This is a genomic window from Streptomyces sp. NPDC060366 (assembly GCF_042725135.1).
Classification (GTDB): Bacteria; Actinomycetota; Actinomycetes; order Streptomycetales; family Streptomycetaceae; genus Streptomyces.
The window spans coordinates 315480-331680 of record NZ_JBHXDC010000002.1 but is presented as its reverse complement, the minus strand read 5'-3'; the positions used below and the strand labels follow the sequence as shown (position 1 = coordinate 331680).

The 16201-nt window shown below is 70.0% G+C and carries 14 protein-coding genes; 13 read left to right on the top strand and 1 reads right to left on the bottom strand.

The features are described 5' to 3' along the window. The first annotated feature begins 49 nt into the window (after positions 1-49). From ftsW to ACFWHU_RS06160, 9 genes are all read left to right on the top strand, one after another. Entirely contained in the window at positions 50-1558 is a 1509-nt protein-coding gene (gene ftsW / locus ACFWHU_RS06200) for a putative lipid II flippase FtsW (protein WP_387224458.1), read from the top strand. A 6-nt stretch (positions 1559-1564) separates the two neighbouring features. Continuing rightward, complete coding sequence (murG, locus tag ACFWHU_RS06195) at positions 1565-2659, top strand: undecaprenyldiphospho-muramoylpentapeptide beta-N-acetylglucosaminyltransferase (RefSeq protein ID WP_078077789.1); 1095 nt, start codon at positions 1565-1567, stop codon at positions 2657-2659. Between the two features lie 14 nt (positions 2660-2673). Next, positions 2674-3471 carry a cell division protein FtsQ/DivIB gene (locus ACFWHU_RS06190; protein WP_387224133.1) on the top strand — a complete coding sequence of 266 codons (798 nt, stop codon included), beginning with the start codon at positions 2674-2676 and terminating at the stop codon, positions 3469-3471. 275 nt (positions 3472-3746) lie between these two features. Then, positions 3747-4961, top strand: coding sequence for a cell division protein FtsZ (gene ftsZ, locus ACFWHU_RS06185; protein ID WP_385804585.1), 1215 nt, complete (start codon positions 3747-3749; stop codon positions 4959-4961). Then, complete coding sequence (gene pgeF, locus ACFWHU_RS06180) at positions 4958-5710, top strand: peptidoglycan editing factor PgeF (protein ID WP_387224132.1); 753 nt, start codon at positions 4958-4960, stop codon at positions 5708-5710. The genes ftsZ and pgeF overlap by 4 nt, the downstream gene beginning before the upstream one ends. Further along, positions 5707-6426, top strand: coding sequence for a YggS family pyridoxal phosphate-dependent enzyme (locus ACFWHU_RS06175; protein WP_387224131.1), 720 nt, complete (start codon positions 5707-5709; stop codon positions 6424-6426). Before pgeF ends, ACFWHU_RS06175 begins: the two co-directional genes overlap by 4 nt. A 123-nt stretch (positions 6427-6549) precedes the next feature. Next, positions 6550-7167 (top strand): cell division protein SepF, encoded by a 618-nt coding sequence (locus ACFWHU_RS06170; protein ID WP_031231917.1) that lies wholly within the window; start codon positions 6550-6552, stop codon positions 7165-7167. A gap of 69 nt (positions 7168-7236) precedes the next feature. Further along, positions 7237-7533 carry a YggT family protein gene (locus ACFWHU_RS06165; RefSeq protein ID WP_385804591.1) on the top strand — a complete coding sequence of 99 codons (297 nt, stop codon included), beginning with the start codon at positions 7237-7239 and terminating at the stop codon, positions 7531-7533. A gap of 49 nt (positions 7534-7582) precedes the next feature. Continuing rightward, positions 7583-8767 carry a DivIVA domain-containing protein gene (locus ACFWHU_RS06160; RefSeq protein ID WP_329032726.1) on the top strand — a complete coding sequence of 395 codons (1185 nt, stop codon included), beginning with the start codon at positions 7583-7585 and terminating at the stop codon, positions 8765-8767. Between the two features lie 518 nt (positions 8768-9285). Here the strand turns inward: ACFWHU_RS06160 and ileS are convergent. After that, positions 9286-12432 carry an isoleucine--tRNA ligase gene (ileS, locus tag ACFWHU_RS06155; RefSeq protein ID WP_387224130.1) on the bottom strand — a complete coding sequence of 1049 codons (3147 nt, stop codon included), beginning with the start codon at positions 12430-12432 and terminating at the stop codon, positions 9286-9288. Positions 12433-13042: 610 nt separating this feature from the next. Between ileS and ACFWHU_RS06150 the strand changes: the two genes are divergently transcribed. The 4 genes from ACFWHU_RS06150 to ACFWHU_RS06135 all read left to right on the top strand — a co-directional run bounded on the left by ACFWHU_RS06150 (position 13043) and on the right by ACFWHU_RS06135 (position 16052). After that, the gene (locus tag ACFWHU_RS06150) at positions 13043-13873 is read left to right on the top strand and encodes a TraR/DksA family transcriptional regulator (protein WP_387224129.1); all 831 of its coding nucleotides are present in this window, start codon (positions 13043-13045) and stop codon (positions 13871-13873) included. A 58-nt stretch (positions 13874-13931) separates the two neighbouring features. Further along, a complete protein-coding gene (gene lspA, locus ACFWHU_RS06145; protein ID WP_385801805.1) occupies positions 13932-14492 on the top strand; it encodes a signal peptidase II in 561 nt (186 codons plus the stop codon). Between the two features lie 91 nt (positions 14493-14583). After that, on the top strand, positions 14584-15528 hold the full coding sequence (locus ACFWHU_RS06140) for an RluA family pseudouridine synthase (RefSeq protein ID WP_385801807.1): 945 nt from the start codon (positions 14584-14586) through the stop codon (positions 15526-15528). A 65-nt stretch (positions 15529-15593) separates the two neighbouring features. Further along, a complete protein-coding gene (locus tag ACFWHU_RS06135; protein ID WP_385801909.1) occupies positions 15594-16052 on the top strand; it encodes a GNAT family N-acetyltransferase in 459 nt (152 codons plus the stop codon). Positions 16053-16201: the final 149 nt, after the last annotated feature.

Genomic DNA, 16201 nt, shown 5'->3' with positions numbered 1-16201 from the left:
CAGCCTCCACCGGCCGGTCGTGCGCGCACGACTGGAGGGGACAGCGAAGATGCCGGCCGACGACACCGCGGGCAATGCCCCGCCTCCCGCCCGTCCTTCGGTGCGCGGACGGCTGCGCGCCGCCGCACCGTCGTTCACCGCACCGTCCTTCGCCCCGCCGCTCCTCGCCCTGCCGGGAGGGGCCGCGGGCGTCGTCACGGGGCCCGCGCGGTCGCCACGGCTGGCCGGCCTCGCCCTGCGTGGCCGGGCCCCCGGAGCGGCCGTACGACGCCCTCCCGCCGCCCGTGGCGGCTCCGGCGCCGGGCTGCCGCGCCCGCCCGGGGGCAATCGCGTACGGCGGATGTACGAGCGGGCCCGCCGCGCCTGGGACCGTCCCCTCACGGCGTATTACCTGATCTTCGGCGCCGGGCTGCTGCTCACCGCGCTCGGTCTGGTGATGGTCTACAGCGCCTCGATGATCAAGGCGCTTGAGCTCTCCCTGCCCGGCTCGTATTTCTTCCGCAAACAGTTCCTGGCCGCGGTCATCGGCGCCGGACTCATGCTGATCGCCTCCCGGATGCCCGGCAAACTGCACCGCGCGCTGTCCTACCCGCTGCTCGTCGGCGCCGTCTTCCTGATGGTCCTCGTGCAGGTCCCGGGGATAGGGCACGCGGTCAACGGCAACCAGAACTGGATCTACCTCGGCGGTCCCTTCCAGCTCCAGCCCAGCGAGTTCGGCAAGCTGGCGCTGATCCTGTGGGGCGCCGATCTGCTCGCCCGCAAACAGGACAAGCGGCTGCTGACCCAGTGGAAACACCTGCTGGTGCCGCTCGTCCCGGTCGCCTTCATGCTGCTCGGTCTGATCATGCTCGGCGGCGACATGGGCACCGCGATCATCCTCGCCGCGATCCTCTTCGGACTGCTGTGGCTGGCGGGGGCGCCCACCCGGCTCTTCGGCGGTGTGCTCGCCGTCACCCTCGCCCTCGGCGTCTTCCTCATCAAGACCAGCCCCAACCGCATGTCCAGGCTCGCCTGCATCGGCGCCACGGACCCCGGCCCGGGCGACCAGTGCTGGCAGGCCGTGCACGGCATCTACGCGCTGGCCTCCGGCGGATGGTTCGGTTCCGGACTCGGCGCGAGTGTGGAAAAATGGGGTCAACTCCCAGAACCTCACACCGACTTCATCTTCGCCATCACCGGGGAGGAACTGGGTCTGGCGGGGACGCTGTCGGTACTCGCCCTGTTCGCGGCTCTAGGCTATGCGGGTATCCGCGTGGCCGGACGCACGGAGGACCCCTTCGTGAGGTACGCGGCGGGAGGCGTGACCACGTGGATCACGGCGCAGGCCGTGGTCAACGTCGGCGCGGTGCTCGGCCTGCTGCCGATCGCCGGAGTCCCGCTCCCGCTGTTCTCCTACGGAGGCTCAGCCCTGCTGCCGACCATGTTCGCTGTCGGGCTGCTGATCGCGTTCGCGCGAGAGGATCCCGCCGCGAAAGCGGCCCTGGCCATGCGAAGGCCCGGCGTGAGATGGAAGACGATGAGACGGCGCGTCAAGAAGCGTCCGTCCGGAGAGCGGTGAATTTCGGTGCATGTCGTACTCGCCGGTGGGGGGACCGCCGGCCACATCGAGCCCGCGCTCGCCCTCGCGGACGCCCTGCGGAGGCAGGACCCCACCGTGGGGATCACGGCCCTGGGCACGGAGCGCGGACTCGAGACCAGGCTGGTACCCGAGCGGGGGTACGAGCTGGCGCTCATCCCCGCCGTCCCGCTGCCGCGCAAACCCACCCCTGAACTGATCACCGTCCCCGGCCGGCTGCGCGGCACCATCAAGGCGGCCGAGCAGATCCTGGAGCGTACGAAGGCGGACTGCGTCGTCGGCTTCGGCGGCTACGTCGCGCTGCCCGGCTATCTCGCGGCCAAGCGGCTCGGGGTGCCGATCGTCGTGCACGAGGCCAACGCCCGTCCCGGTCTCGCCAACAAGATCGGTTCGCGGTACGCGGCGGCCGTCGCCGTCTCCACCCCGGACAGCAAGCTGCGCGGCGCCCGCTACATCGGCATCCCGCTGCGCCGCACCATCGCCACCCTCGACCGGGCACGGGTGCGCCCCGAGGCGCGCGCCGCCTTCGGACTCGACCCCAACCTGCCGACGCTGCTGGTCTCCGGCGGCTCGCAGGGCGCCCGCAGGCTCAATGAGGTGGTCCAGCAGGCCGCGCCGCTGCTCCAGCGCTCCGGGATCCAGATCCTGCACGCGGTCGGACCGAAGAATGAAATGCCGCGCGTGGACAACATGCCGGGAATGCCACCCTATATCCCGGTACCGTATGTGGACCGGATGGATCTCGCCTACGCCGCGGCGGACATGATGCTCTGCCGCGCCGGCGCGATGACCGTCGCCGAACTCTCCGCCGTCGGGCTCCCGGCCGCCTACGTACCGCTGCCCGTCGGCAACGGTGAACAGCGGCTCAACGCCCAGCCGGTGGTGAAGGCCGGCGGCGGTCTGCTGGTCGACGACGCCGAACTGACGCCCGAATGGGTTCAGGGCCATGTGCTGCCGGTGCTGTCCGATCCGCACCGGCTGTACGAGATGTCCCGCGCGGCCGCCGAGTTCGGCCGCAGGGACGCGGACGAGCTGCTCGTCGGCATGGTGTACGAGGCGGTCGCAGCGCGCCGTCAGGCATAGGAAGGCAGGGGTCAGTGGCCGGACCGACGACCGCCGAGCGAGGCGCGGTAAGTGCCGAGTCGGAATCCGGCCGCGCCCGTTCGGGCCGCCCCCCGGGCCGTCGGTTCCGGCTTCCCGTACGCCGTTTTCTGCTTCTGCTCACTTCGTTGATCGCACTCGGCGCCGGGGGAATCTGGCTGCTTTACGGTTCTCCCTGGCTGCGCGTCGAGGAGGTGCGGACTTCGGGCACTCAGGCGCTGAAGCCCGCCGAGGTGGAAGCCGTAGCGGCAGTTCCGATCTCCGATCCGCTGATTTCCGTCGACACGGAAGCGATTGAGCATCGACTTCGACAGAAGCTGCCGCGTATCGACTCGGTGGATGTGACACGGTCATGGCCGAACGGCATCGGTCTGAAAGTGACTGAGCGAAAGCCCGCGCTGCTTATCGAAAAGGGCGCAAACTTCATCGAAGTGGACGCGAGGGGCGTGCGTTTCGCCACCGTGGAGAAGGCCCCGAAGGGCGTACCGCTGCTGGAATTGACGGTGGATCAGTCCCCGAGTGTGCGACGCTTCACAGCCGCCCGTCTGATGTCCGAAGCGGTACGTGTCCGGGACGAACTCCCGGCCGAAGTCGCCGAGGACACCAAGGTCGTGAAGGTCCGTTCGTACGACTCCATCTCGATGGAGTTGAGCGGCGGGCGCACGGTGATGTGGGGGAGCGGCGAGGACGGCGCCGCGAAGGCGCGGGCTCTCACCGCTCTCATGAAAGCAGTTCCGAAGGCGGCGCACTTCGATGTGAGTGCGCCCACCGCCCCTTCCGTATCGGGGAGTTGACGCGTATATGTGCTGACCAGCACCCTGGTTGGTCAGTCCCGTGCGTGATCACATAGGGTGAAAAGAAAAACGGGAGGTTCGGCGTGTTCGTTGAACGTGCGCCACGTGTCGACTTAGTGTCCTGTTCGGAAGAGTCCAAGAAGCAGACACTCTGGTAACCCTAAACTTCAAGGTTAGGGTTCGGGTCGGCGTCCGGACCGTCCCATCGGCATCAGTCGTCGCCTCGCGACAACAGCGAAGCGGCGACACGTAACTCGAGGCGAGAGGCCTTCGACGTGGCAGCACCGCAGAACTACCTCGCAGTCATCAAGGTCATCGGTGTCGGCGGCGGTGGTGTCAATGCCATCAACCGAATGATCGAGGTCGGCCTCAAGGGCGTCGAGTTCATCGCGATCAACACCGACGCACAAGCCCTGTTGATGAGCGACGCCGACGTCAAACTCGACGTCGGCCGCGAACTCACCCGTGGCCTCGGCGCCGGAGCGAACCCGGCAGTCGGCCGCAAGGCGGCAGAGGACCACCGCGAGGAGATCGAGGAGGTCCTCAAGGGGGCCGACATGGTCTTCGTCACCGCCGGCGAAGGTGGTGGAACCGGCACCGGCGGCGCCCCCGTCGTCGCCAACATCGCCCGCTCGCTCGGCGCCCTCACGATCGGCGTCGTCACCCGTCCCTTCACCTTCGAGGGCCGGCGGCGCGCGAACCAGGCGGAGGACGGCATCGCCGAACTCCGCGAAGAGGTCGACACCCTCATCGTCATCCCCAACGACCGCCTGCTGTCCATCTCGGACCGTCAGGTCAGCGTCCTGGACGCGTTCAAGTCCGCGGACCAGGTCCTGCTCTCGGGTGTCCAGGGCATCACCGACCTCATCACCACGCCCGGTCTGATCAACCTCGACTTCGCCGACGTCAAGTCCGTGATGTCCGAGGCCGGATCGGCCCTCATGGGAATCGGCTCGGCGCGCGGCGACGACCGCGCGGTGGCCGCCGCGGAGATGGCGATCTCCTCGCCGCTCCTCGAAGCGTCCATCGACGGCGCGCGCGGCGTGCTGCTCTCCATCTCCGGCGGCTCCGACCTCGGTCTCTTCGAGATCAACGAGGCCGCGCAGCTGGTGAGCGAGGCCGCGCACCCCGAGGCGAACATCATCTTCGGCGCCGTCATCGACGACGCCCTCGGTGACGAGGTACGGGTCACCGTGATCGCGGCCGGCTTCGACGGCGGACAGCCGCCGACCCGGCGCGAGACCGGACTGACCTCGGCCAAGCGGGACGACCAGCCGTCGTACCGCGCCTCGGCCCCCGAGTCCGACTCGGGCCGCCCCGCGGGCGGACTCGGTACGGTCCCCTCGCGCGACGAGGTGCCCGTACCCGAGCCGGTACCGGCGGTCAACGACACGCACCTGCCGCCGGTTTCGCCGCCGCACGTCCCGCCGGCCCGTCCCTACCAGGACCCCCAGGCCGAAGAGCTGGATGTTCCGGACTTCTTGAAGTGATAGGACAGTACGACGCTTTGATCTCTGAGAGCGGCGCCCATTTCGCCTTCACCGACCGGTGGGGCGGAGTGAGCGCCGCTCCGTACGAGCAGCTCAATCTCGGCGGCGCGGTCGGTGACGACCCCGCCGCCGTACGCGCCAACCGGACCACCGCCGCCGAGTCCCTCGGGCTCGACGCGGCGCGGGTCGTCTGGATGAACCAGGTGCACGGCTGCGACGTCGCCGTCGTCGAAGGACCCTGGGGATCCCGTGAGTCGGACGAGATCCCGGCGGTCGACGCCGTGGTCACCACCCGCCGCGGCCTCGCCCTCGCCGTACTCACCGCCGACTGCGTCCCGGTCCTGCTGGCCGACCCGATGGCGGGAGTCGCCGCCGCCGCGCACGCCGGACGCCCCGGACTGGTCGCGGGAGTCGTCCCGGCCGTCGTCGAGGCGATGGTCGCACGGGGCGCCGATCCCGCCCGTATCACCGCCCGGACCGGACCCGCCGTCTGCGGACGCTGTTACGAGGTCCCCGAAGCCATGCGGGCCGAAGTCGCGCGATCCGTACCGGAGTCCTGGTCCGAGACGAGTTGGGGCACCCCCGCCGTCGACGTCACCGCCGGGGTGCACGCGCAGCTCGCCGCACTCGGGGTCGGGGACCGGCACCGCTCGGACATCTGCACCGTCGAGTCCGCCGACCACTTCTCGTACCGCCGCGACCGCACCACCGGTCGGCTCGCCGGATATGTCTGGCTGGGAGCGTCATGACGGACCGCGCGAGCGAACTCGCCGAAAATCTTCACAAGGTGGAGGCCCGTATCGCCTCCGCCTGTGCGTCGGCCGGTCGGAATCGGGACGAAGTGACCCTGATCGTGGTCACCAAGACCTACCCCGCGAGCGACGTCCGGCTGCTGAGTGAACTCGGGGTGCGGCACGTCGCCGAGAACCGTGACCAGGACGCGGCGCCCAAAGCCGCCGCGTGCGCGGATCTGTCACTGACGTGGCACTTCGTGGGTCAGTTGCAGACCAACAAAGTCCGTTCCGTGGTCGGTTACGCCGATGTCGTGCAGTCCGTCGACCGGCTCAAGCTGGTCTCGGCGTTGTCCGCCGCCGCGGTGCGCGCGGAGCGTGAGGTCGGTGCCCTGATCCAGGTCGCGCTCGACGCCGATTCGGGTGCGCGCGGTGAACGCGGCGGCGTAGCCCCGGACGGAGTCGAGGAGTTGGCGACCGCGCTGGCCGAGGCGCCGGGGCTGCGGCTGGACGGTCTGATGACCGTAGCGCCTCTCGCCGGGCCGTACGCGGATCGCCAACAGGCCGCGTTCGAGCGCCTGCTGGAATTGTCATCCCTGCTGCGCGCGGACCATCCTGCTGCGAACATGGTGTCAGCAGGGATGAGTGCGGACCTCGAAGCAGCCGTGGCGGCCGGAGCGACACATGTGCGCGTCGGTACGGCGGTACTCGGAGTCCGCCCCCGGCTCGGGTAACGTCGCGAAGCAAGTCGGACCACAGCAGAAAATATGGTCATTTCCACCGAAAAGTGGATGACCGAGTGGATCGAGGGCACTTGGTGACGAGGCCGATCCACCACAGAGCGGAGGACTCAGAGCATGGCCGGCGCGATGCGCAAGATGGCGGTCTACCTCGGCCTCGTGGAGGACGATGGGTACGACGGCCGGGGTTTCGACCCCGATGACGACTTCGAACCCGAGCCCGAACCCGAGCGTGAACACCGGCGCCACCAGCCGGTGCACCAGGTCGAACGGGACGAACCGGTACGAGTGGTGCAGCCGCCCCCGCAGCGAGAACGGGAGCGTCAGCCGGTGCCGGTAGCGGCAGAAAGCGGACGTCCTGCCCGAATCGCCCCCGTGGCATCCATCACACCTGAACGCCCCAGCCTGGAGAAGAACGCACCAGTGATCATGCCCAAGGTCGTGTCCGAGCGAGAGCCGTACCGCATCACCACATTGCACCCGCGGACCTACAACGAGGCCCGTACCATCGGGGAACACTTCCGTGAGGGCACCCCGGTGATCATGAATCTGACGGAGATGGACGACACCGATGCGAAGCGACTTGTCGACTTTGCCGCGGGACTTGTCTTCGGTCTCCATGGCAGCATTGAGCGAGTGACGCAGAAGGTGTTCCTGTTGTCGCCTGCTAACGTCGACGTCACGGCGGAGGACAAGGCCCGTATCGCAGAGGGCGGGTTCTTCAACCAGAGCTGAGACACGACACCGGGAACGACCCGGCCGCGAGGCCGGAACCAGAGAAACCAGGGGAGAGGGAAGCGCGGGATGAGCGTTGCGCTACAGGTGGTCTACATCGCGCTGGTGTGCTTCCTCATCGTGCTGATCTTCCGGCTGGTCATGGATTATGTCTTCCAATTCGCCCGCTCATGGCAGCCCGGCAAGGCAATGGTGGTCGTTCTGGAGGCCACCTACACTGTCACCGATCCACCGCTCAAGCTTCTGCGGCGGTTCATTCCGCCGCTGCGTCTCGGGGGCGTGGCACTCGACCTGTCCTTCTTCGTTCTGATGATCATCGTGTACATCCTCATCCAGGTCGTCAGCGGCCTTGCGAGGGCAATGTGAACGATACGGTCTTGCCGACTGCCGACGACTACGTAGAGGTGAAGAAGAGATGCCGTTGACCCCCGAGGACGTGCGGAACAAGCAGTTCACGACCGTCCGCCTCCGCGAAGGCTACGACGAGGACGAGGTCGATGCCTTCCTAGACGAGGTCGAGGCCGAACTGACGCGCCTGCTTCGTGAGAACGAGGACCTGCGCGCCAAGCTGGCCGCCGCGACGCGTGCCGCCGCGCAGAACCAGCAGCAGCAACAGCAGCAAGGGATGCGCAAGCCTCCCGAGCAGCAGGAGCGGCCGGGTGCCCCTGTCCCCGCCGCCATATCAGGACCTCCCGTCCAGCAGCAGCAGCCCCCGCAGATGGGCCAGCCGCAGCTGCCGGGTGGGCCCCCGCAGCTTCCCGCCGGCCCCGGCGGACACGGCCCCGGCCCGGGTGGACACCCCGGCCACGGCCCCGGCCCGCAGGGTCAGCACGGTCCCGGTCCCATGCAGGGCGGCCCCATGCAGGGCCAGATGCAGGGTGGTCCTATGCAGGGCCAGATGCAGGGGCAGATGCAGGGCGGACCCATGGGTGGACCGATGGGCGGCCCCATGGGGCACGGCCCGCAGCCCGGTCAGGGCGGACCCGGCGGCGACAGCGCCGCGCGTGTGCTCTCGCTCGCCCAGCAGACCGCCGACCAGGCGATCGCGGAGGCCCGTTCCGAGGCCAACAAGATCGTCGGTGAGGCGCGCAGCCGCGCCGAGGGTCTGGAGCGGGACGCCCGTGCGAAGGCGGACGCCCTTGAGCGGGACGCGCAGGAGAAGCACCGCGTGGCGATGGGCTCCCTGGAGTCCGCGCGCGCGACGCTTGAGCGCAAGGTCGAAGACCTGCGCGGCTTCGAGCGCGAGTACCGGACCCGGCTGAAGTCCTACCTGGAGAGCCAGCTGCGCCAGTTGGAGACCCAGGCCGACGATTCGCTGGCCCCGCCGCGTACGCCGGCCGCGGCCTCACTGCCGCCGTCGCCGTCCATGGCACCGGCCGGTGCGGGCGCGATGGGGCACACCATGGGCGGCAACCCGTCCATGGGCGGCGGGCACGGCCCGTCGTCGGGCGGACCGTCGTACGGGAACCAGCAGCAGATGTCCCCGGCGATGACCCAGCCGATGGCACCGGTCCGGCCGCAGGCGCCGCAGCCCATGCAGCCGATGCAGCAGGCTCCGTCGCCGATGCGCGGGTTCCTGATCGACGAGGACGACAACTGACGGGCGCTGGGCGCGAGAGTCGCGCGCAGCCGTCGGCAGGCTGAAGGGCCGGGCCCGGGGATTTCCCCGGGCCCGGCCCTTTTTCGCTCGCGCGAGGCCGGATCCCCTCCCCGCCCCTTCCCGAAACCGGGGGCAAGCCCCCGGACCCCCTGCGGTACGCCGCTGCGCGGCGGTTGGTGCGGCCGGTTCCCGGTTTCTGTAGCCGGTGGTTGGGCGCGGACCGGTGGCTTCGCCCCCCGGCCGGGGCCGGTGCGCCGTGACTGTTTGCCGCTGCGCGGCGGTTGGTGTCTTGCGGCACGCGCTACGCGGCGGTCAGGTGCCGGCCCCGCAGGGTTCCGGGACGCCGTGGCTGTTTGCCGCTGTGGGGTGGCTCGTGCGGTCGGCGCCGCCGGGCCGGGCGGGACTGCTTGCCGTCGCACGGCAGTTGGGGGTCCGGGGGCGGTGCCCCCGGTTTCGGGAAGGGGCGGGGAGGGGACCGCTCCGCGCAGCGGACCCGGCCCCCCACCCCGCCCCCGCCGTCAGACCTTGCGCAGGTGGAACGTCAGCGACAGGCCCTCGTCCGTGAACGCCGGGCCGAACGTCGCGTCCGGGGCGCCCGGTTCGAAGGTCAGGGCCAGGACCTCGTCGGAGATCAGCGGCGTGTGGGTCGTCAGGGCCGCGCGCGTCTCGTCCGTCGTGGTCGTCCAGCGGACGGCGATGCGGTCCGCGACGTCCAGGCCGCTGTTCTTGCGGGCCTCCTGGATCAGACGGATCGCGTCGCGGGCCAGGCCCGCCAGGCGCAGCTCCGGGGTGATCTCCAGGTCCAGCGCCACCGTCGCGCCCGAGTCCGACGCGACCGACCAGCCCTCGCGGGGCGTCTCGGTGATGATCACCTCGTCCGGTGCCAGGGAGACCGGTTCGCCGTCGACCGTGACCGACGCCGTCCCGTCCCGCAGCGCCGCGGACAGCGCCGCCGCGTCCGTGTCGGCGACCGCCTTCGCCACCGCCTGCACGCCCTTGCCGAACCGCTTGCCCAGCGCCCGGAAGTTCGCCTTCGCCGTCGTGTCGACGAGCGAGCCGCCGACCTCCGAGAGCGACGCCAGTGACGAGACGTTCAGCTCCTCCGTGATCTGCGCGCGCAGCTCCGGCGACAGCGTCTCGAAGCCCGACGCCGCGACCAGCGCCCGCGACAGCGGCTGGCGCGTCTTCACGCCCGACTCGGCCCGTGTCGCGCGGCCCAGCTCGACCAGCCGCCGTACCAGCGTCATCTGCCGGGACAGCGTCGGGTCGATCGCCGACAGATCCGGCTCGGGCCACGTCGAGAGGTGCACGGACTCCGGAGCGTCGGGCGTGACCGGGACGATCATGTCCTGCCAGACCCGCTCCGTGATGAACGGGGTGAGGGGGGCCATCAGGCGGGTGACCGTCTCGACGACCTCGTGGAGCGTACGCAGGGCCGCCTTGTCGCCCTGCCAGAAGCGGCGGCGTGAGCGGCGTACGTACCAGTTGGACAGGTCGTCGACGAACGCGGACAGCAGCTTGCCGACCCGCTGTGTGTCGTACGCCTCCATCGCGCGCGTGCTCTGGTCGACCAGCGCGTGCAGCTCGCTCAGCAGCCAGCGGTCGAGCACGGGCCGCTCGGCCGGCGCCGGGTCGGCCGCGGAGGGGGCCCAGCCCGACGTGCGTGCGTACAGCGCCTGGAAGGCGACCGTGTTCCAGTACGTCAGCAGCGTCTTGCGGACGACCTCCTGGATGGTCGTGTCACCGACCCGACGCGCCGCCCACGGCGAGCCGCCCGCCGCCATGAACCATCGCACCGCGTCCGCGCCGTGCTTGTCCATCAGCGGGATCGGCTGAAGGATGTTGCCCAGGTGCTTGGACATCTTCCGGCCGTCCTCGGCGAGGATGTGCCCGAGGCAGACCACGTTCTCGTAGCTCGACCTGTCGAAGACGAGCGTGCCGACGGCCATCAGCGTGTAGAACCAGCCGCGCGTCTGGTCGATGGCCTCGGAGATGAACTGCGCGGGGTAGCGCTTCTCGAAGAGGTCCTTGTTCTTGTACGGGTATCCCCACTGCGCGAACGGCATCGAGCCGGAGTCGTACCAGGCGTCGATGACCTCGGGGACGCGCGTCGCCGTCTGCCCGCAGGTCGGGCAGGGGAAGGTGACCGCGTCGATGAACGGGCGGTGCGGGTCGAGCGACGACTGGTCCGCGCCGCTCAGCTCGGTCAGTTCGGCGCGCGAGCCCACGCAGGTGAGGTGCCCGTCCTCGCAGTGCCAGATGGGCAGCGGCGTGCCCCAGTAGCGGTTGCGGGACAGGGACCAGTCGACGTTGTTGTTCAGCCAGTCGCCGTACCGGCCGTGCTTGACCGAGTCGGGGAACCAGTTGGTCTTCTCGTTCTCCTCGAGGAGGCGGTCCTTGACGGCGGTCGTACGGATGTACCAGGACGGCTGCGCGTAGTACAGCAGCGCCGTGTGGCAGCGCCAGCAGTGCGGATAGCTGTGCTCGTACGGCACGTGCCGGAACAGCAGCCCGCGCGCCTCCAGATCGGCGGTGAGCGCTTCGTCGGCCTTCTTGAAGAAGACGCCGCCGACGAGCGGCACGTCCTGCTCGAAGGTGCCGTCGGGACGGACCGGGTTCACCACCGGGAGGCCGTACGCCCGGCAGACCACGAGGTCGTCCGCGCCGAACGCGGGGGACTGGTGGACCAGGCCCGTACCGTCCTCCGTCGTCACGTACTCCGCGTTGACGACGTAGTGCGCCTGGGAGCCCTCGGGGAACTCGACGAGGGAGAACGGACGCTCGTACGTCCAGCGCTCCATCTCGCGGCCCGTGAACCGCTCGCCGGTCAGCTCCCAGCCGTCCTCGCCGAGCGCCTTCTCCACCAGCGGTTCGGCGACGACGAGCTTCTCCGTGCCGTTCGTCGCGACGACGTACGTGACGTCGGGGTGGGCGGCGACCGCCGTGTTGGACACCAGGGTCCAGGGTGTCGTCGTCCAGACGAGGAGGGCGGCCTCGCCCGCCAGCGGGCCGGAGGTCAGCGGGAAGCGGACGAAGACGGACGGGTCGACGATCGTCTCGTAACCCTGCGCCAGCTCGTGGTCCGAGAGGCTCGTCTGGTCACGCGGGCACCACGGGGCGACCCGGTGGTCCTGGACGAGCAGGCCCTTGTCGAAGATCTCCTTCAGCGACCACCAGACGGATTCGATGTACTCGGGGTTCATCGTCTGGTAGGCGTCGTCCAGATCGACCCAGTAACCCATGCGGGTCGTCAGCTCCGAGAAGGCGCCGGTGTGCCGGGTCACCGACTCGCGGCACTTCTCGTTGAACTCGGCGATGCCGTACTTCTCGATGTCCTGCTTGCCGGTGAAGCCCAACTCCTTCTCGACGGCGATCTCCACCGGCAGGCCGTGGCAGTCCCAGCCGGCCTTGCGGGCGACGTGGTAGCCGCGCATCGTACGGAAGCGCGGGAAGACGTCCTTGAAGACGCGGGCCTCGATGTGATGGGCGCCGGGCATGCCGTTGGCGGTGGGCGGGCCTTCGTAGAAGACCCACTCCGGGCGGCCCTCGGACTGCGCCAGGGTCTTGTCGAAGACCTTGTTCTCACGCCAGAAGTCGAGCACGGCGTGCTCGAGGGCGGGCAGGTCGACCTGGGCGGGTACCTGGCTGTACAGCGGTGGCGTCATGGATGAAACTCCTCCAACGGATCTGCGGCGTCTCCGTCGGAGGGACGAGAGCCTCCGGCTCCCGCGGTACCACCCTCCTTGGCCCCGGGCGTCGCCGCCCTCGGCCCCCTCATTGGGGTCGCGCTGCCGGGTCTACGGCCCCGCGTACTGCCAGGGCTTTCTTCCGGCGGCTCCGGGGTGATGCTTCACTCCGCGCCCTGCCCCCGGGCTCGCACCGTCCCCGGGTCGCTCATGGCCGCTCTCGGAGCTACTCGTCCCCATCCACGCCTCTCGCTCGGCCCAGTGTACGGGGCCGTGACAGGGGCGGCCGACCGTTTTTCCGGGGCCGGCGCGAGGGCCCCGGAAAGGTGTCACGGGGCGGGAGCGGGGCCTGTGCGGCGTACGGCGCCGCCGCTGACCCGAATGGGTCCGGCGGGGCCCGCGGACTTCCCCGAGCCGCCCCCGGGGCGGATTACCCGGCGGGGAGCTGGGCACAACGGATGGAGGCTCGCCTTGTCACCGGCGGAGGCGGGTCTCACCGGCGGCGTGCCCCGTTGCCGCGTGGCTGGTGTCGATTTATCGTCCCAGCACGACTCGCGTGCAAGATCACAAAATGTGAAGGGGCCGCGGCATGGTGGCGAAGAAGACCGCCGCGAAGAAGACAGCGGCCAGGAAAGCGGCTGAGAAGAAGGAAACGGCCAAGAAGACAGCCGCCAAGAAGACAGCCGCCAAGAAGACGGCTGCGAAGAAGACGTCGGCGACGAAGGCACCGGAGCGACAGACACCGGCTACGCACGCACCGGCCGCGGAGGAGACCGCCGCGGCCGAGCCGGAGCACCAGGCACCTGCGAAGAAGACCGCGGCCAGGAAGACGGCGCCTCCCAAGAAGGTTGCCGCCGAGAAGACCGCGAAAAGGGCCGCGTCCGCGGCCGAGGGGGCGGCCGAGGCCGCGGAACAGACGGGAGCCAAGACGGTGGCAGCGAAGAAGACAGCGAGTAAGAGGGCAGCGGCGGCCGCGGGCGGTACGGCCACCGCGGTGTCCCCGGCGCGCGGCACCACACCCCCCGGAGGGCTCGCCGTGAGGCCGGGCGAGGACCCCTGGACGGAGGAGGAGGTCGCTGAGGCGCGGGCCGGCCTGGAGAGCGAGGCGGCCCGGCTGAACGCCGAGATCTCGTCGTCGGAGCAGGCGCTCGCCGGGCTGATGCGGGACTCCGGCGACGGCGCGGGCGACGACGACGCCGACACCGGGACCAAGAACATCACGCGGGAGCACGAGATGTCCCTCGCGGCGAACGCGCGCGAGATGGTCGAGCAGACGGAGCGTGCGCTGCTGCGCCTGGACGCCGGTACGTACGGCCTCTGCGAGGTCTGCGGCAAGCCGATCGGCAAGGCCAGAATGCAGGCGTTCCCGCGGGCCACGCTGTGTGTCGAGGACAAGCAGAAGCAGGAAAGGCGAGGCTGAGACCGTACGCGTGTGCCGTACCCTCGACGCTAATCGGGATCTAACTTGAGGGACACACGTGGCAGAGGCGGAGCGCGTCATCGGAACGCCGGATCTTGACGACGAGGGCGCGGCTCCCGCCGAGCCGGTCCGGGGGAGGCGCAAGATCGTCGCGCTGTTCTCCGTGGCACTGGTCGCCTACCTGCTCGACCTCGGCAGCAAGATGCTCGTGGTGGCGAAACTGGAGCACCACGAGCCCATCGAGGTCATCGGCGATCTGCTGAAGTTCGAGGCGGTGCGCAACGCGGGGGCGGCCTTCGGTATCGGCGAGGCGTACACCGTCTTCTTCACGTTCGTCGCGGCGACCGTGATCGTGGTGATCGCGCGACTGGCCCGCAAGCTCTACAGCGGGCCGTGGGCGTTCGCGCTCGGTCTGCTGCTCGGCGGGGCGCTCGGCAATCTCACCGACCGGATCTTCCGCGAGCCGGGGGTGTTCAAGGGCGCCGTCGTGGACTTCATCGCGCCGGCGAACTTCGCGGTGTTCAATCTCGCCGACTCCGCGATCGTCTGCGGCGGTTTCCTGATCGTGATCCTGTCCTTCCGCGGCCTCGACCCCGACGGGACCGTCCACCGCGACTGAACCGGCGCCCGCACGCCGTCCGCGGGCCGTTCCGGGCCCGTGGGCGCTCTCCGTGGGCGGTCGGGCGGTGCGGGCAAGGCATACTCGACGGGTGAGCACCGTTCCCGATATCCGCACCCTGCCCGTTCCCGATGGCCTCGAGGGTGAGCGCGTCGACGCCGCCATCGCCCGTATGTTCGGGTTCTCCCGTACGAAGGCGGCCGAGCTGGCCGCCGCCGGGAAGGTGCAGGTCGACGGGGCTGTGGTCGCCAAGTCCGAACGGGTGCGCGGCGGCGCCTGGCTGGAAGTGGAGATGCCGGAGCCCGTCGCCCCGGTGCGGGTCGTGGCGGAGCCGGTCGAGGGCATGGAGATCGTGTACGACGACGACGACATCGTCGTTGTCGTCAAGCCGGTCGGCGTGGCCGCGCACCCGAGCCCCGGCTGGACGGGTACGACCGTCATCGGCGGTCTGGCCGCCGCCGGTTACCGCGTCTCGACCTCCGGCGCCGCCGAGCGGCAGGGCGTCGTGCACCGGCTGGACGTCGGCACGTCCGGGCTGATGGCGGTGGCCAAGTCGGAGCGCGCGTACACCTCGCTCAAGGCGCAGTTCAAGGAACGGATCGTCGACAAGCGCTACCACGCGCTGGTGCAGGGACATCCGGACCCGATGAGCGGCACGATCGACGCTCCCATCGGGCGGCACCCGAACCACGACTACAAGTTCGCCGTGACCGCCGAGGGCAAGCCGTCGGTCACGCACTACGACCTGATCGAGGCCTTCCGCTCCGCCTCGCTGCTGGACATCAAGCTGGAGACGGGCCGTACGCACCAGATCCGGGTGCACATGGCAGCCCACCGCCACCCGTGCGTCGGCGACCTGACGTACGGCGCCGACCCGACGCTGGCCAAGCGGCTGGGGCTGACCCGCCAGTGGCTGCACGCGATGAAGCTGGGCTTCGAGCACCCGTCGGACGGCCGGTGGGTGGAGTTCGAGAGCACGTATCCGGACGATCTCCAGAGCGCGCTGGACAAGGTACGGGCCGAGAGCAACGCGTGAGCGCGGGGGAGACCGGGGTCGGCCCCCGGCTCGGCGGCGCCGGGGACGGGGCGGCGGCGTACGAGATCCGCTCCGCCGCGGGCGAGGCCGACCGTGAGGCGTGCTTCGCGGTCCGCCGGCGGGTGTTCGTCGTGGAGCAACACGTCCCCGAGGACCTTGAGTTCGACTCCCACGACGCCCTGGACGCCGCCGCCGAGCATGTGCTCGCGGTGCGCGGCGACGGGCTGCCGCTCGGTACGTCGAGGCTGCTGTACGGCCCGGAGGCGGCGGACCGGACCGGCGGTGACCTTACGGTCGGCTCGCTCGGCCGGCTCGCGGTGGCCGAGGAGGCGCGCGGCCTCGGGATCGGCGCCGCGCTGGTGCGGGCCGTGGAGGACCTGGCGCGCGAGCGCGGTCTGCTGGCGGTGGAACTGCACGCGCAGACGCGGGCGCTCGGCTTCTACGAGCGCCTGGGCTACGAGGCGTACGGCGCGGAGTACGAGTCCGTGGGGATCCCGCACCGGGGTATGCGGCGCGTGCTGTAGCGGGCCGTGCGGTGGCCGCGGCGACGGTCACATGGGGGGTTCAGGGGCAACCGGGCGATCTCGGGCGGTCCTCGCGCAGCAATCGTTAGGAAACTTTCCCAACACTCTTGACGGTGATTGGAAACAACCTTAACTTTCACTCACTTGCT

Bases quoted from the DNA above. Each gene is read 5' to 3' on its own strand.
- ftsW (WP_387224458.1), top strand. From the start codon at position 50: ATGCCGGCCGACGACACCGCGGGCAATGCCCCGCCTCCCGCCCGTCCT.
- ACFWHU_RS06175 (WP_387224131.1), top strand. From the start codon at position 5,707: ATGACGGACCGCGCGAGCGAACTCGCCGAAAATCTTCACAAGGTGGAG.
- ACFWHU_RS06170 (WP_031231917.1), top strand. From the start codon at position 6,550: ATGGCCGGCGCGATGCGCAAGATGGCGGTCTACCTCGGCCTCGTGGAG.
- ACFWHU_RS06165 (WP_385804591.1), top strand. From the start codon at position 7,237: ATGAGCGTTGCGCTACAGGTGGTCTACATCGCGCTGGTGTGCTTCCTC.
- ACFWHU_RS06160 (WP_329032726.1), top strand. From the start codon at position 7,583: ATGCCGTTGACCCCCGAGGACGTGCGGAACAAGCAGTTCACGACCGTC.
- ileS (WP_387224130.1), bottom strand. From the start codon at position 12,432: ATGACGCCACCGCTGTACAGCCAGGTACCCGCCCAGGTCGACCTGCCC.
- ACFWHU_RS06150 (WP_387224129.1), top strand. From the start codon at position 13,043: ATGGTGGCGAAGAAGACCGCCGCGAAGAAGACAGCGGCCAGGAAAGCG.